Raw genomic sequence first — 12,715 nt, forward strand, 5'->3', positions numbered from 1 at the left:
CTCTTCGGTCGGCCCCGCTTCCCGCGGAGTTTTACGTATAACGTCGTAGGTCATACGTATCATGTCCGCAGGCCGCGAGTCCACCCCTCGCGGCGGACGACGCGACGCGCGGAGGCAAGTGTGCAGACCCGGGAGCCCGTCGGCGGCGCGCGGCCGACCAGCAAGGACGTGGCGCGGGCGGCGGGTGTCTCGCAGGCCACAGTGTCGCTCGTGCTCGGCGACAAATGGCGGGGCCGGGTCTCCGAGCGCACCGCGGATCTGGTCAGGCGCACGGCCGGGGAGCTCGGCTACCGGCCGAATCTGGCGGCCCGCAATCTGCGGCTGGGCCGCACGCGGACGGCGCTGCTGGTGGTGCCCGCCCTGACCAACGAGTTCTTCGCACGGGTGTACGCGGGCGCGGCGGCCGTCGCCTCCGAGCACGGCTTCGGCGTGGTGCTCTACCCCTCCCCGGAGGGCGTCGGACCCGCGAAGGACCCGTTCGCCTCGGCGCGGGCCGCGCTGGACGGGGTGATCGCCTCGTCGATGGCGGCGGGCGCGCTGGACGCGATCCGCGGCACCGATCTGCCGCTGGTGATGCTCGACAGCGACCCGTCCGATCCGGCGTCGGCGGCCCAGGTGAACCTCGACATCGCGGACGGCATGCGCCAGGTGACGGACCATCTGCTCGGTCTCGGCCACCGGCGCCTCGTCCATCTGGCGTCGGCCGTGCCGTCCTGGACCTTCGAGGTACGGGCCAGGGCGCTGGGCGCGGCGCTGCGGGCGGCGCCGGGGGCCTCTCTTCGTACCTTTCCGGCTCCGCTGGACGTGAGTGGGGCGCGGGAGGCGGCCGAGCGGGCCCTGGCCGGGCCCGGGCCGCGGCCCACGGCACTGATCTGCGACGACGACGTCCTGGCTGCGGGCGCGTGCAAAGCGGTCCGGCGCCTGGGCCTGCGCGTGCCGGAGGACGTCTCGGTGACCGGCTTCGACGACCTGGCCCTCGCGACGGCCCTGGAACCGGAGCTCACGACGGTCCGCCTCCCCGCGGAGCGCGTGGGCGAGGCGGGCATGTCCGCGCTGCTCTCCGTCCTTCGGGGCGAGCCCCCGACCCCGGGCGCGCTCCCGGTCACCCTGATCCCGCGCGCCTCCACGGCCCCGCCACCGCACTGACGCCGTTCCGCCATCGACCGGACCACCCACGGCCCGCACCCGGGGAACGGCCGGGGCGGGGCCGTGCAGGATCGCCCCGCAGAAGTCGGCTGCCCGTACCGGATGACGCCGTACCCACCGATTTCGAGGAGGCGAGCCCGGAGGGGCCCCGCACCACCACCCACCGGCGCACCCCGAGCCCGTCCGGCGCTTGAGGACGGACACACCGGACGCCACCACGACACCGCCCACCCCAAGGAACGCCCCCGCCCCGGGCGCATACGCGTCCGGGGCGGGGGCGTGGGGCCCACTACAGGGGCCCAGGGAGGCGGTTACGCCTCCTCGTCCTGCTCCTCGTCCGACGGCGCCTCCGTGGGCGCGGACGCCGCGTCGTCCGCCTGCAGCAGACGCGACAGCTGCCGCCCTACGATGCGCTTGAACTTCCGCTGCTGCGGCCGCGTCCGGTCCAGGATCGCCACCTCCAGCCGCTCCGCGGGGATCTCCCGCTCCGTCCCGTTGGTGTCGCGGGACAACGCCTGCACCGCGAGCTTCAGCGCCTCGGCGAGCGACATCCCGTCCCGGTGCCGCTGGTCGAGGAAGCTGCTGATCTGCTCCGCGTTGCCGCCGACCGCGACCGAGCCGTGCTCGTCCACGATCGAGCCGTCGTGCGGCAGCCGGTAGATCTGGTCCCCCTCGGGCGACGTACCGACCTCGGCGACGACCAGCTCCACCTCGTACGGCTTCTCGCCGGCGCTGGAGAAGATCGTGCCGAGCGTCTGCGCGTAGACGTTGGCGAGCCCACGGGCTGTCACATCGTCACGGTCGTACGTGTAGCCCCGCAGGTCGGCGTAGCGCACGCCGCCGATGCGCAGGTTCTCGTACTCGTTGTACTTGCCGGCCGCGGCGAAGCCGATCCGGTCGTAGATCTCGCTGAACTTGTGCAGCGCACGGGACGGGTTCTCACCGACGAAGACAATGCCGTCGGCGTACTGCAGCACAACCAGGCTGCGGCCGCGGGCGATGCCCTTGCGGGCGTACTCCGCCCGGTCGGCCATGGCCTGCTGGGGTGAGACATAGAACGGCGTCGACACCGGCTATCCGTCCCTTTCTGTCAGTGGCATATCGGTTCCAGAAGAAGGGGCATCAGAGCAGCGCGGCGCGCGGGCCGTCGGGCTGTTCGAGCCGGCGCTCCAGGATCGAGCGGGCGATCTCGGAGGACTCGGCCTCGGTCAGCTTCCGGAAGCCTTCGTCGGTGATGACGGTCACGATCGGGTAGATCCTGCGGGCCACGTCCGGGCCGCCCGTCGCGGAGTCGTCGTCGGCCGCGTCGTACAGCGCCTGGATGACGAGGGTGATGGACTGCTGCTCCGTCAGGTCCTCGCGATAGAGCTTCTTCATCGCCCCGCGGGCGAAGAGCGAACCGGAGCCCGTGGCCGCGAAGCCGTGCTCCTCGGAACGGCCGCCCGTGACGTCGTACGAGAAGATCCGGCCCTTCTCGCGGTCGACGTCCCAGCCGGCGAAGAGCGGGACCACGGCAAGGCCCTGCATGGCCATGCCGAGGTTGCTCCGGATCATCGTGGAGAGACGGTTCGCCTTGCCCTCAAGGGAGAGCTGGGCGCCTTCGACCTTCTCGAAATGCTCGAGCTCCAGCTGAAAGAGCTTGACCATCTCGACCGCGAGACCGGCCGTGCCGGCGATGCCCACCGCCGAGTACTCGTCGGCGGGGAACACCTTCTCGATGTCGCGCTGGGCGATGAGGTTGCCCATGGTCGCCCGGCGGTCACCGGCGAGCACCACGCCGCCGGGGAAGGACGCGGCGACGATCGTCGTGCCGTGGGGTGCTTCGATGGCGCCCTGCACAGGCGGCAGGACACGCTTGCCCGGAAGCAGGTCCGGGGAGTGCTCGCCCAGGAAGTCCATGAACGAGGACGAGCCGGGCGTCAGGAAGGCTGCCGGCAGACGCCCGGTGCTACGAGGGTTGGCTTCCACGCGATTCCTTCCGAATTGGCGGCGGCCCGCCACCTGGGCAAGGCCGATCTTGCATGCACTGCACGGACCTTACCCGTGCCGTCGCCGGTCATCCGTCCCGATGCCGTCGGCCCTGGGGCCGGCCGCACCGGGACGGACAACTGGGAGTACCCCCAACGCCGTTAGGAGGAGTTACTCTCCGCCCTTTTGGACGAAGGACCGCACGAAGTCCTCGGCGTTCTCCTCGAGGACGTCGTCGATCTCGTCGAGTACGGAGTCGACGTCGTCCGACAGCTTCTCCTGGCGCTCCTTGAGGTCTTCGGAGGCCTGCGCATCCTGCGCCTGCTCCTCGACCTCCTCGGTGGAGCGTGTAGCACGCTGCTGCCCGCCGCCGGTGTCCTTGGTCGCCATATCCCTCACCCCGCTCGGTTTTGCCCGTTTGGTTCGGCCCACTCAAGATCAGACCCTACAAGCAGGGTCTGACATCGGCCCCGCACTTTCCTCAACGTCCGGGGGTCACCTCGATGATTCCCGGACGCGGACCATTTCAGCCTCCGGACAGGACTCAGCCTCCCGACAGGACACGGACCAGGTCCTCCGCGGTGCGGCACCGGTCCAGCAGCTCCTTGACGTGGTTACGGGTGCCCCGCAGTGGCTCCAGCGTGGGCACTCGTTGCAGAGAGTCACGGCCCGGCAGATCGAAGATCACCGAGTCCCAGGAGGCCGCGGCGACGTCGTCCGCGTACTGCTCCAGGCAGCGACCGCGGAAATACGCCCTGGTGTCCTCAGGAGGCTTGCTCTCGGCCCGCTCGACGTCGGGCTCGTCCAGGAGCCGCTTCATCTTGCCGCGGGCCACCAGACGGTTGTACAGGCCCTTCTCGGGGCGTACGTCCGCGTACTGCAGGTCCACGAGGTGCAGCCGCGCCGCGTCCCAGTCCAGGGCGTCCCGGCGCCGGTAGCCCTCGAGGATCTCCCGCTTGGCGATCCAGTCGAGCTCCCCGGACAGGCTCATCGGGTCGTTCTCGAGCCGGTTGAGGGTGTCCTCCCAGCGGATCAGGACGTCCTTGGTCTGCTCGTCCGCGTCGACGCCGAAACGCTCCTCGACGTACTTGCGGGCGAGCTCGAAGTACTCCATCTGCAGCTGGACGGCGGTGAGCGTCCTGCCGCTGCGGAGAGTGACCAGTCGTTGCAGGGTCGGGTCGTGCGAGACCTGGTGCAGGGTACGGACCGGCTGGTCGACCGCCAGGTCGACATTGATGAATCCGTCCTCGATCATGGACAGGACCAGCGCGGTCGTGCCGAGCTTGAGGTACGTCGAGATCTCGGAGAGGTTCGCGTCGCCGATGATCACATGGAGGCGGCGGTACTTCTCCGCGTCGGCGTGCGGCTCGTCCCTGGTGTTGATGATGGGGCGCTTGAGCGTGGTCTCGAGGCCGACCTCGACCTCGAAGTAGTCGGCCCGCTGGCTGATCTGGAAGCCGTGCTCGTGGCCGTCCTGGCCGATGCCCACGCGGCCGGCACCGGTGACGACCTGCCGCGAGACGAAGAACGGCGTCAGATGGCGCACGATGTCCGAGAACGGGGTCTCCCGCTTCATCAGGTAGTTCTCGTGCGTGCCGTAGGACGCGCCCTTGTTGTCGGTGTTGTTCTTGTACAGGTGGATCGGCTGGGCGCCGGGGAGCTGGGCGGCCCGCTCGGCGGCCTCCGCCATGATCCGCTCGCCTGCCTTGTCCCAGAGGACGGCATCGCGCGGATTGGTGACCTCGGGGGCGCTGTACTCGGGGTGGGCGTGGTCGACGTAGAGCCTGGCCCCGTTGGTGAGGATCACGTTGGCCAGGCCGATGTCCTCGTCCGTGAGCTGGCTGGAGTCGGCGGCCTCGCGGGCGAGGTCGAAGCCGCGGGCGTCCCGCAGCGGGTTCTCCTCCTCGAAGTCCCAGCGGGCGCGTCGTGCCCGGTGCATCGCCGCCGCGTAGGCGTTGACAATCTGGGACGAGGTGAGCATGGCATTGGCGTTCGGGTGGCCGGGGACGGAGATCCCGTACTCCGTCTCGATGCCCATTACTCGCCGTACGGTCATGCGGCCCTCCTTGCCCGGCGGCGCTCCCGTCCGGGAGCGGCGCTCAAGTACCGCTCGGTCTCCGATGCGTGTGCGGTGCCCGTCCCCGCACTGCGCGACACGGCGGTACGGAAGAGCCTAGAACGCCTCTGCGCTGGTGGGGAGATCAATTCCGTCATTGCTCTGTCTGGTGCGATTACCCGTCCGGGGCCCGTGGAAAGCAGGCGGCTGCGGATGTCCTCCCCCTACCTCAGGCGGGGAGACCCCCAGGACATCCGCAGCCGGACTGCGATCTACAGGTACTGGCCGGTGTTTGCCACCGTGTCGATGGAGCGTCCGGTGTCCGCGCCCTGCTTTCCGGTGACAAGGGTGCGGATGAAGACGATCCGCTCGCCCTTCTTACCGGAGATCCGGGCCCAGTCGTCCGGGTTCGTCGTGTTCGGCAGGTCCTCGTTCTCCTTGAACTCGTCCACACATGCCTGGAGGAGGTGGGAGACCCGCAGACCCTTCTGGTTGTGGTCGAGGAAGGCCTTGATGGCCATCTTCTTGGCCCGGTCCACAATGTTCTGGATCATGGCGCCGGAATTGAAGTCCTTGAAGTACAGGACTTCCTTGTCGCCGTTCGCGTAGGTGACCTCGAGGAAGCGGTTCTCCTCGGACTCGGCGTACATCTGCTCCACGACCGACTGGATCATGCCGTGGACCGCCGCCTCCTTGGAGCCGGTGTGCTCGGCGAGATCGTCCGAGTGCAGCGGCAGCGAAGGCGTGAGGTACTTCGCGAAGATGTCCTTCGCGGCCTCCGCGTCCGGGCGCTCGATCTTGATCTTGACGTCGAGCCGGCCGGGCCGCAGGATCGCGGGGTCGATCATGTCCTCCCGGTTGGAGGCGCCGATCACGATCACATTCTCGAGGCCCTCCACACCGTCGATCTCGGCGAGCAGCTGCGGAACGATCGTGTTCTCGACGTCCGAGCTGACACCGGAGCCGCGGGTGCGGAAGAGGGACTCCATCTCGTCGAAGAAGACGATGACGGGGGTGCCCTCGCTCGCCTTCTCCCGGGCACGCTGGAAGACGAGGCGGATGTGCCGCTCGGTCTCACCGACGTACTTGTTGAGGAGCTCGGGGCCCTTGATGTTGAGGAAGTAGCTCTTCCCCGCGGGCTGGCCGGTCACCTCGGCGACCTTCTTGGCAAGGGAGTTGGCGACGGCCTTGGCGATCAGCGTCTTTCCGCAGCCGGGCGGGCCGTAGAGCAGGATGCCCTTCGGCGGCCGCAGTTCGTGCTCCCTGAAGAGGTCAGGGTAGAGGTACGGGAGCTCGACCGCGTCGCGGATCATCTCGATCTGGTTGCCCAGACCGCCGATCTTGTCGTAGTCGACGTCCGGGACCTCTTCGAGGACGAGCTCTTCGACCTCGCTCTTCGGGATCACCTCGTACACATAGCCGGAGCGCGGCTCGAGCAGCAGGGCGTCGCCGGGGCGGATGGTCATGTCCAGCAGCGGCTCGGCGAGCCTGACCACCCGTTCCTCGTCGGTGTGCCCGATCACCAGGGCCCGCTCGCCGTCCTCGAGGATCTCCTTGAGGGTGACGATGTCCCCGGCGCGCTCGTACTCCATGGCATCGACCACGTTGAGCGCCTCGTTGAGCATGACTTCCTGGCCGCGCCTGAGCTCGTCGAGCTCGACGCTGGGGCTGACGTTCACCCGGAGCTTGCGGCCCCCGGTGAAGATGTCGCAGGTGCCGTCCTCGTTCGCCTGCAGGAAGACACCGAAGCCGGCCGGCGGCTGTGCGAGCCGGTCGACCTCTTCCTTGAGGGCCACGATCTGGTCGCGGGCCTCACGGAGCGTGTTCGCCAGTCGTTCGTTCTGAGCGGACACGCCGGCCAGGTTTGTCTGCAGCTCGACGATCCGCTCTTCGAGAATCCTCGTATGACGCGGAGAGTCGGCGAGCTTGCGGCGCAGGACGGCGATCTCCTGCTCAAGATAGGCAACCTGGCCGGCAGGGTCTTCAGACCCCCGTCCCGGCCGGAAGCCGCGGTTGTTGTCGTCGTCGTGGGCTGCCACGGTCCTCACCTCCTCCAAGGGGAGCTGGACGCTTCCTGACCCTACCTGGGTGGGTGGTGATTGAAACCCCTAGATCACAAAGACGGAAGGGGTGTGTCCGATCTTCACCCTTGCGCTCTCCCTCACGCCAGGGGAATACCCACCCATCAACATCGGAAAGCGGGCGGTTGTATCGTCGGAACGGTCAACACCCGTCAGGGCTGGCACCTATTGATGCACACCGCGCAGGAACGGCAGGCGACATGAACGAGGCTCTCGAAGTCTGGATCGACCAGGACCTCTGCACCGGCGACGGCATCTGCGCCCAGTACGCGCCCGAGGTCTTCGAGCTGGACATCGACGGTCTGGCCTACGTGAAGAGCACGGAGGACGAGCTGTTGCAGCAGCCCGGTGCCACAACGCCCGTACCGCTGCCGCTGCTGACCGATGTCATCGACTCGGCCAAGGAGTGCCCGGGCGACTGCATCCATGTACGTCGCGTTTCGGACAAGATCGAGGTGTACGGACCCGACGCCGAGTAGACGCAGTGTGACCGTTCACGCACCGTCCGTGGCGGAATCGGTCCGAGTGGACTCGACGAACTTCCCTCCGCGCCACTGCCACTTGACCTTCTCCTGTTCGTCCGGGCAGCAGCGCGGGACGTCGGACGAGGAGTAGCCGAGGAGCGTCGCGGTGACCGCGCCGTCACGGACGGCGAATTCGGTGACGCTGAGGCGCTCGGACGGTTCGACCAGGGTCGCCACGACACGCGGCTGCCCGGCGGAGGACCGCGCGATGACGAAGACGCCGCTCGGCGGGGTGCCCGAACCGGCCTCGCAGCGGGCCACCACGACCGTCTCGGCGCCGCCGTCCCCGTCCAGGTCCCCCGAGGCCTTCTTCACGACTGTCGTACCGGCTCCGCCGCACTCGAGGGGCAGTTCCACCGCGGCGGCGTCCGGCGCGGGCGCCGCGGCCGCGGCGACCTCGGTGCCCGACTGGTCCGCTTTCGCGGCGTCGGGCTGGAGAAATCCCGCCCCGGCGACGACCGCGGCCATCGCCGTCGCGGTGGCGAGCCAGTGCACCGGGCGGGCGTGAGTGTGCGCGAGGTCCGGAAGCGTCGCGGAGGTCTGCACGCGGGGAGTCTCCTGTGAGGTGCCGGTGGGGGTGGGAGGCATCGTGCCATACGTCACAGGAGGCGGGAACAGGGGGGTGGGCAATGCCAACGTAAAGGTGCCGCCACCGAGTTCCCGGGCACTTTCCGGGAACTCGACGACGGCACCACTGCGTTGTGCAGGGCGTCAGCCCTGATGGGTGGTCAGCCCTTGTTCGGCCCCTCGTAGTCCTCGCCGTAGGCGCCCTTGGCGGGCCGGCGGCGGCGCATGGGGGGCTCGACACCGTCCGCGAGGCGGCGGGCCGTGACGAGGAAGCCGGTGTGGCCGATCATCCGGTGGTCCGGGCGGACGGCCAGACCCTCGACGTGCCAGTTGCGGATCATGGACTCCCAGGGCTGCGGCTCGGCGTAGCAGCCGATCTCGCGGATGGACTCCACGGTCCGCGCCAGCTGGGTGGTGGTCGCCACGTAGCAGCAGAGGATGCCGCCCGGGACGAGCGCCTTGGAGACGGCCTCCAGGCACTCCCAGGGGGCGAGCATGTCCAGGATGACGCGGTCGACGTCGGCGTCCGAGAGGTTGTCCTGGAGGTCACCGACGGTGAGCGTCCAGGCGGGGTGCGGTCCGCCGAAGTACCGCTCGACGTTGCCCTTCGCGATCTCCGCGAAGTCCTCACGGCGCTCGTACGAGTGCAGCATGCCCTCGTCGCCGATGGCCCGGAGCAGGAAGCTGCTCAGCGAGCCGGAGCCGACCCCTGCCTCGACGACGCGCGCGCCGGGAAAGATGTCAGCGAAGGCGAGGATCTGCCCCGCGTCCTTGGGGTAGACCACGGCGGCGCCGCGGGGCATGGACAGGACGTAGTCGGGGAGCAGGGGGCGCAGCGCGAGGTAGGCGACGTTTCCCGTGGTACGGACAACACTGCCCTCGGGAGCGCCGATCAGCTCGTCGTGCGGGAAGGAACCCTTGTGGGTGTGGAAATTCTTCCCGGCCTCGAGCGTGAACGTGTAGTGGCGTCCCTTGGGGTCGGTGAGCTGGACCTGGTCCCCGACCTTGAAGGGCCCGCGACGGCGGGCGGCACCGGTCGGTTCGGACATGTGACCAGAGTACCGGGGTTATGCGGACGGTCTTGCCATGGCCTTGACGAAGGCGCGCTCGACGTCCGCCGTGGACAGGACGCCGTAGATCTCGCCCGTCTCCTCGACGACGAGGTATTCGGTGGCGGGCGTGGCCCGGAGCCGGTCGAGGAGGGCTTCGCCGGCGAGTTCGGCGGGGACCTTCATGCCCTCGGTGAGCTCCTGGGCGAGGCCGCTGACGGCGACCCAGGGGCGGCGGTGCTCGGGGACACCGACGATGGCGGACTCGCGGACCAGGGCTGTCGGGTCGCCGTGGCCGTCGACGACGACGAGGGCGCGTGCTCCCGCCTCGTTGGCGCGGCGGAGGGCCTCGGAGAGGGGGGTGTCGGACTCGACGGGGACGGCACGCCTGGTGAGGGTGCGGGCACGCAGCTCGGGGAGGTGCTCGCGCAGTCGGGCCATGCGGAGGCTGTTGCCGGCGCCGGTCCAGATGATGGCCGCGAGGATGGCGGCGAGCAGCGCATCGGTGACGGTGTCCATACCGCCGATGTCCTCGGTGGCATTGCCGAGGACGCCGGTGTGCGTGAGCAGCGGGAGGCCGATCAGGACGGCGACGGCGAGCGCCCGGCCGACCCAGGCGGCGGCGACGGTTCCGCTCATCGGCCTGCCGGTGATCTTCCAGACGACCGCACGGAGCATCCGGCCGCCGTCCAGCGGCAGTCCGGGCAGCAGGTTGAAGGCGGCGACGATCAGGTTGGAGATCATCAGTCCGGCGAGCAGCACGCCGGGGACGGTTCCGGGTTCCACGACCTGCATGGCGAGGTAGAAGACGCCGGCGAGGACGAGCGAGAGCAGTGGTCCGACGAAGGCGAGGACGAATTCGCGGCCGGGTGTCTCGGACTCCTTCTCGATCTCCGAGACGCCGCCGAAGAACTGGAGCTGGATGCGGCGCACCGGCAGTTTGAAGCGGAGCGCGGCGATGGTGTGGGCCAGTTCGTGGACGAGCACGGACGCGTAGAAAGCGACAGCGAAGAAGAGCGAGACGAGGTAGCGGGCGCCGCCGAGTTCGGGCAGGACCCTGTCGAGCTGTCCGCCGAAGACCCAGGTGATCAGGGCCGCGACGAGGAACCAGCTGGGGGCGACGTAGACGGGCACGCCGAAGGGACGCCCCATGAGGATGCCGCCGCCGGGCTCGTCGGAGCGTTGCTGCTTGCCGCTCGCGGGGTCCGCTCCCCCCGTGCCGGACTGCGGCCGCGTCTGCTCGCCGCTTTCCTCGTCCTTGTTCACGGGTTCCCTTCGTTGCGAGACGTGGCTCGCTCGATCATGTCGCTCGCTCGATCATGCAGTGCGAGAGGGTCTGTCGTCGATGGTATGCCGCTCGCTGTCAGTGGCGGGCCGTAGGGTCTACGTCATGAGTACGAGTCAGCCGCCCGCTTCGGAAGGCCGCGCACCCGCTTCGGAGGGGCCGGCACCTGCTGTGGCGGTGCCCGCGCCTGCCGCGGAGATGCCCGGGCCCGTCGGGGAGGTGCCCGCGCCCGTCGGGGAGATGCCCGCGCCTGCCGGGGAGGTGCTCGCGCCCGTTCGGGAGGGCGGCCCGTCCGTCCCGGAGGACCAGCCGTCGGTGGCGGACGGCCATCCCTCCCCGCCGGAGGTGCCTCCGACCGCACCGGAGGGCCGGCCGCCGATGTCACTGTCTCCTTCGCGGGCAAGCGATTTCATGCAGTGCCCGCTGCTGTACCGGTTCCGGGTGATCGACAAGCTGCCGGAGAAGCCGAGCGAGGCGGCGACCCGGGGCACGCTCGTGCATGCCGTGCTGGAGCGGCTCTTCGACGCGCCTGCGGCGCAGCGCACGCCACCACGGGCCAAGGCGCTGATTCCCGGGCAGTGGGACCGGCTGCTGGAATCGCGGCCCGAGCTCGGTGAGCTGTTCGCCGAGGACGCGGACGGCGAGCGGCTGGCACGCTGGATGTCGGAGGCCGAGCAGTTGGTGGAGCGGTGGTTCACGCTCGAGGACCCGACGCGATTGGAGCCCGCCGAGCGTGAGCTGTTCGTGGAGACGGAGCTGGAGTCGGGGCTCCGGCTGCGTGGGGTGATCGACCGGGTCGATGTCGCGCCTACGGGTGAGGTGCGGATCGTCGACTACAAGACGGGCAAGGCGCCCCGGCCGGAGTACAGCGAGGGCGCGCTGTTCCAGATGAAGTTCTACGCGCTCGTCGTCTGGCGGCTGAAGGGTGTCGTGCCGCGCCGGCTGCAGCTGGTCTACCTGGGCAGCGGCGAGGTGCTGACGTACGACCCGGTGACGGCGGACCTCGAGCGGGTGGAGCGCAAGCTGCTGGCGCTGTGGGGCGCCATCATGCGGGCGACGGAGACGGGGGACTGGCGGCCGCGGCCGACGAAGCTGTGCGGGTGGTGCGATCACCAGGCGGTGTGCCCGGAGTTCGGCGGTACGCCTCCGGTATACCCGCTGCCGGTGGTGCCGGCGGGACCGGTGGCGCCTTCGGCCTGACGCCCGCCGGAGTGGCCGGCCGGCCGTCGGGGCAGAATGGGGGGCGGTCTAGCGAAGGAGATCCCGTGGCCATCCGCGTCCTACTGGTCGACGATCAACCGCTGTTGCGCACCGGCTTCCGGATGATCCTGGAGGCGGAGCAGGACATTGCGGTGGTCGGTGAGGCCGGGGACGGCCTGCAGGCGCTGGACCAGGTGCGTGCGCTGCAGCCCGATGTCGTGCTGATGGACATCCGCATGCCGCGGATGGACGGCGTGGAGGCGACCCGGCAGATCACCGGCCCGGGGCGGGACGGCCCGGCGAAGGTGCTGGTGCTGACCACGTTCGACCTCGACGAGTACGTGGTGGAGGCGCTGAGGGCGGGAGCCAGTGGCTTCCTCCTGAAGGACGCGCCGGCGAACGAGCTGGTCCAGGCGATCCGGGTGGTCGCGGCCGGCGAGGCGATGCTCGCGCCGAGCATCACGCGCCGGCTGCTCGACAAGTACGCGGACCACCTGCCGTCCGGCGAGGAGGCCGTCCCGGACACGCTGCACACGCTGACCGAGCGCGAGGTCGAGGTGCTCAAGCTGGTCGCCCGGGGTCTGTCGAACGCGGAGATCGCCGCCGATCTCTTCGTCAGCGAGACGACGGTCAAGACGCATGTGGGCCATGTGCTGACGAAGCTGGGCCTGCGGGACCGGGTGCAGGCCGCGGTGTACGCGTACGAGAGCGGTCTGGTGCGCCCCGGCGCGCAGTGAGCCCTACGGGCTCGGTCCGCCCCTGTGGCCGCGCGCCCCTTCGGCGAGTGAGCCGAAGGGGCGCGCGGCACATCGAGCCGGTTGCGCAGCCGTGGCCCGCCA

At 69.6% G+C, this 12,715-nt stretch carries 12 protein-coding genes; 4 read left to right on the plus strand and 8 right to left on the minus strand.

What is annotated here, in order from left to right; genetic code table 11:
* Positions 1-120: 120 nt before the first annotated feature.
* On the plus strand, positions 121-1,146 hold the full coding sequence (locus ACWCXB_RS23895) for a LacI family DNA-binding transcriptional regulator (RefSeq protein WP_450725507.1): 1,026 nt from the start codon (positions 121-123) through the stop codon (positions 1,144-1,146).
* A gap of 311 nt (positions 1,147-1,457) precedes the next feature.
* Here the strand turns inward: ACWCXB_RS23895 and prcA are convergent, their stop codons facing one another.
* From prcA to arc, 5 genes are all read right to left on the minus strand, one after another.
* Positions 1,458-2,216, minus strand: a complete 759-nt coding sequence (prcA, locus tag ACWCXB_RS23900; protein WP_450725508.1) for a proteasome subunit alpha — start codon at positions 2,214-2,216, stop codon at positions 1,458-1,460.
* 52 nt (positions 2,217-2,268) lie between these two features.
* Positions 2,269-3,114, minus strand: a complete 846-nt coding sequence (gene prcB / locus ACWCXB_RS23905; RefSeq protein ID WP_450725509.1) for a proteasome subunit beta — start codon at positions 3,112-3,114, stop codon at positions 2,269-2,271.
* Positions 3,115-3,285: 171 nt separating this feature from the next.
* Entirely contained in the window at positions 3,286-3,504 is a 219-nt protein-coding gene (locus tag ACWCXB_RS23910) for a ubiquitin-like protein Pup (RefSeq protein ID WP_093657191.1), read from the minus strand.
* A gap of 154 nt (positions 3,505-3,658) precedes the next feature.
* Entirely contained in the window at positions 3,659-5,170 is a 1,512-nt protein-coding gene (gene dop, locus ACWCXB_RS23915) for a depupylase/deamidase Dop (protein WP_450725510.1), read from the minus strand.
* A 272-nt stretch (positions 5,171-5,442) separates the two neighbouring features.
* Positions 5,443-7,209, minus strand: coding sequence for a proteasome ATPase (gene arc, locus ACWCXB_RS23920; protein ID WP_450725511.1), 1,767 nt, complete (start codon positions 7,207-7,209; stop codon positions 5,443-5,445).
* A gap of 242 nt (positions 7,210-7,451) precedes the next feature.
* Here arc and ACWCXB_RS23925 point away from each other — a divergent pair, with 242 nt between their 5' ends.
* Positions 7,452-7,730, plus strand: a complete 279-nt coding sequence (locus ACWCXB_RS23925) for a ferredoxin (RefSeq protein ID WP_450725512.1) — start codon at positions 7,452-7,454, stop codon at positions 7,728-7,730.
* A 15-nt stretch (positions 7,731-7,745) separates the two neighbouring features.
* Here ACWCXB_RS23925 and ACWCXB_RS23930 read toward each other — a convergent pair whose 3' ends face one another.
* From ACWCXB_RS23930 to ACWCXB_RS23940, 3 genes are all read right to left on the minus strand, one after another.
* Entirely contained in the window at positions 7,746-8,321 is a 576-nt protein-coding gene (locus ACWCXB_RS23930; RefSeq protein WP_450725513.1) for a hypothetical protein, read from the minus strand.
* Between the two features lie 182 nt (positions 8,322-8,503).
* Positions 8,504-9,391, minus strand: a complete 888-nt coding sequence (locus ACWCXB_RS23935; protein WP_351223935.1) for a tRNA (adenine-N1)-methyltransferase — start codon at positions 9,389-9,391, stop codon at positions 8,504-8,506.
* Between the two features lie 18 nt (positions 9,392-9,409).
* A complete protein-coding gene (locus tag ACWCXB_RS23940; RefSeq protein WP_450725514.1) occupies positions 9,410-10,657 on the minus strand; it encodes a site-2 protease family protein in 1,248 nt (415 codons plus the stop codon).
* A 397-nt stretch (positions 10,658-11,054) separates the two neighbouring features.
* On the opposite strand from ACWCXB_RS23940, the gene ACWCXB_RS23945 reads away from it, so the two are divergent.
* Both ACWCXB_RS23945 and ACWCXB_RS23950 read left to right on the plus strand, forming a co-directional pair.
* On the plus strand, positions 11,055-11,876 hold the full coding sequence (locus ACWCXB_RS23945) for a RecB family exonuclease (RefSeq protein ID WP_450725522.1): 822 nt from the start codon (positions 11,055-11,057) through the stop codon (positions 11,874-11,876).
* A gap of 65 nt (positions 11,877-11,941) precedes the next feature.
* A complete protein-coding gene (locus ACWCXB_RS23950) occupies positions 11,942-12,613 on the plus strand; it encodes a response regulator (RefSeq protein ID WP_450725515.1) in 672 nt (223 codons plus the stop codon).
* Positions 12,614-12,715 lie beyond the last annotated feature (102 nt).

Source organism: Streptomyces sp. NPDC001514 (assembly GCF_053597075.1).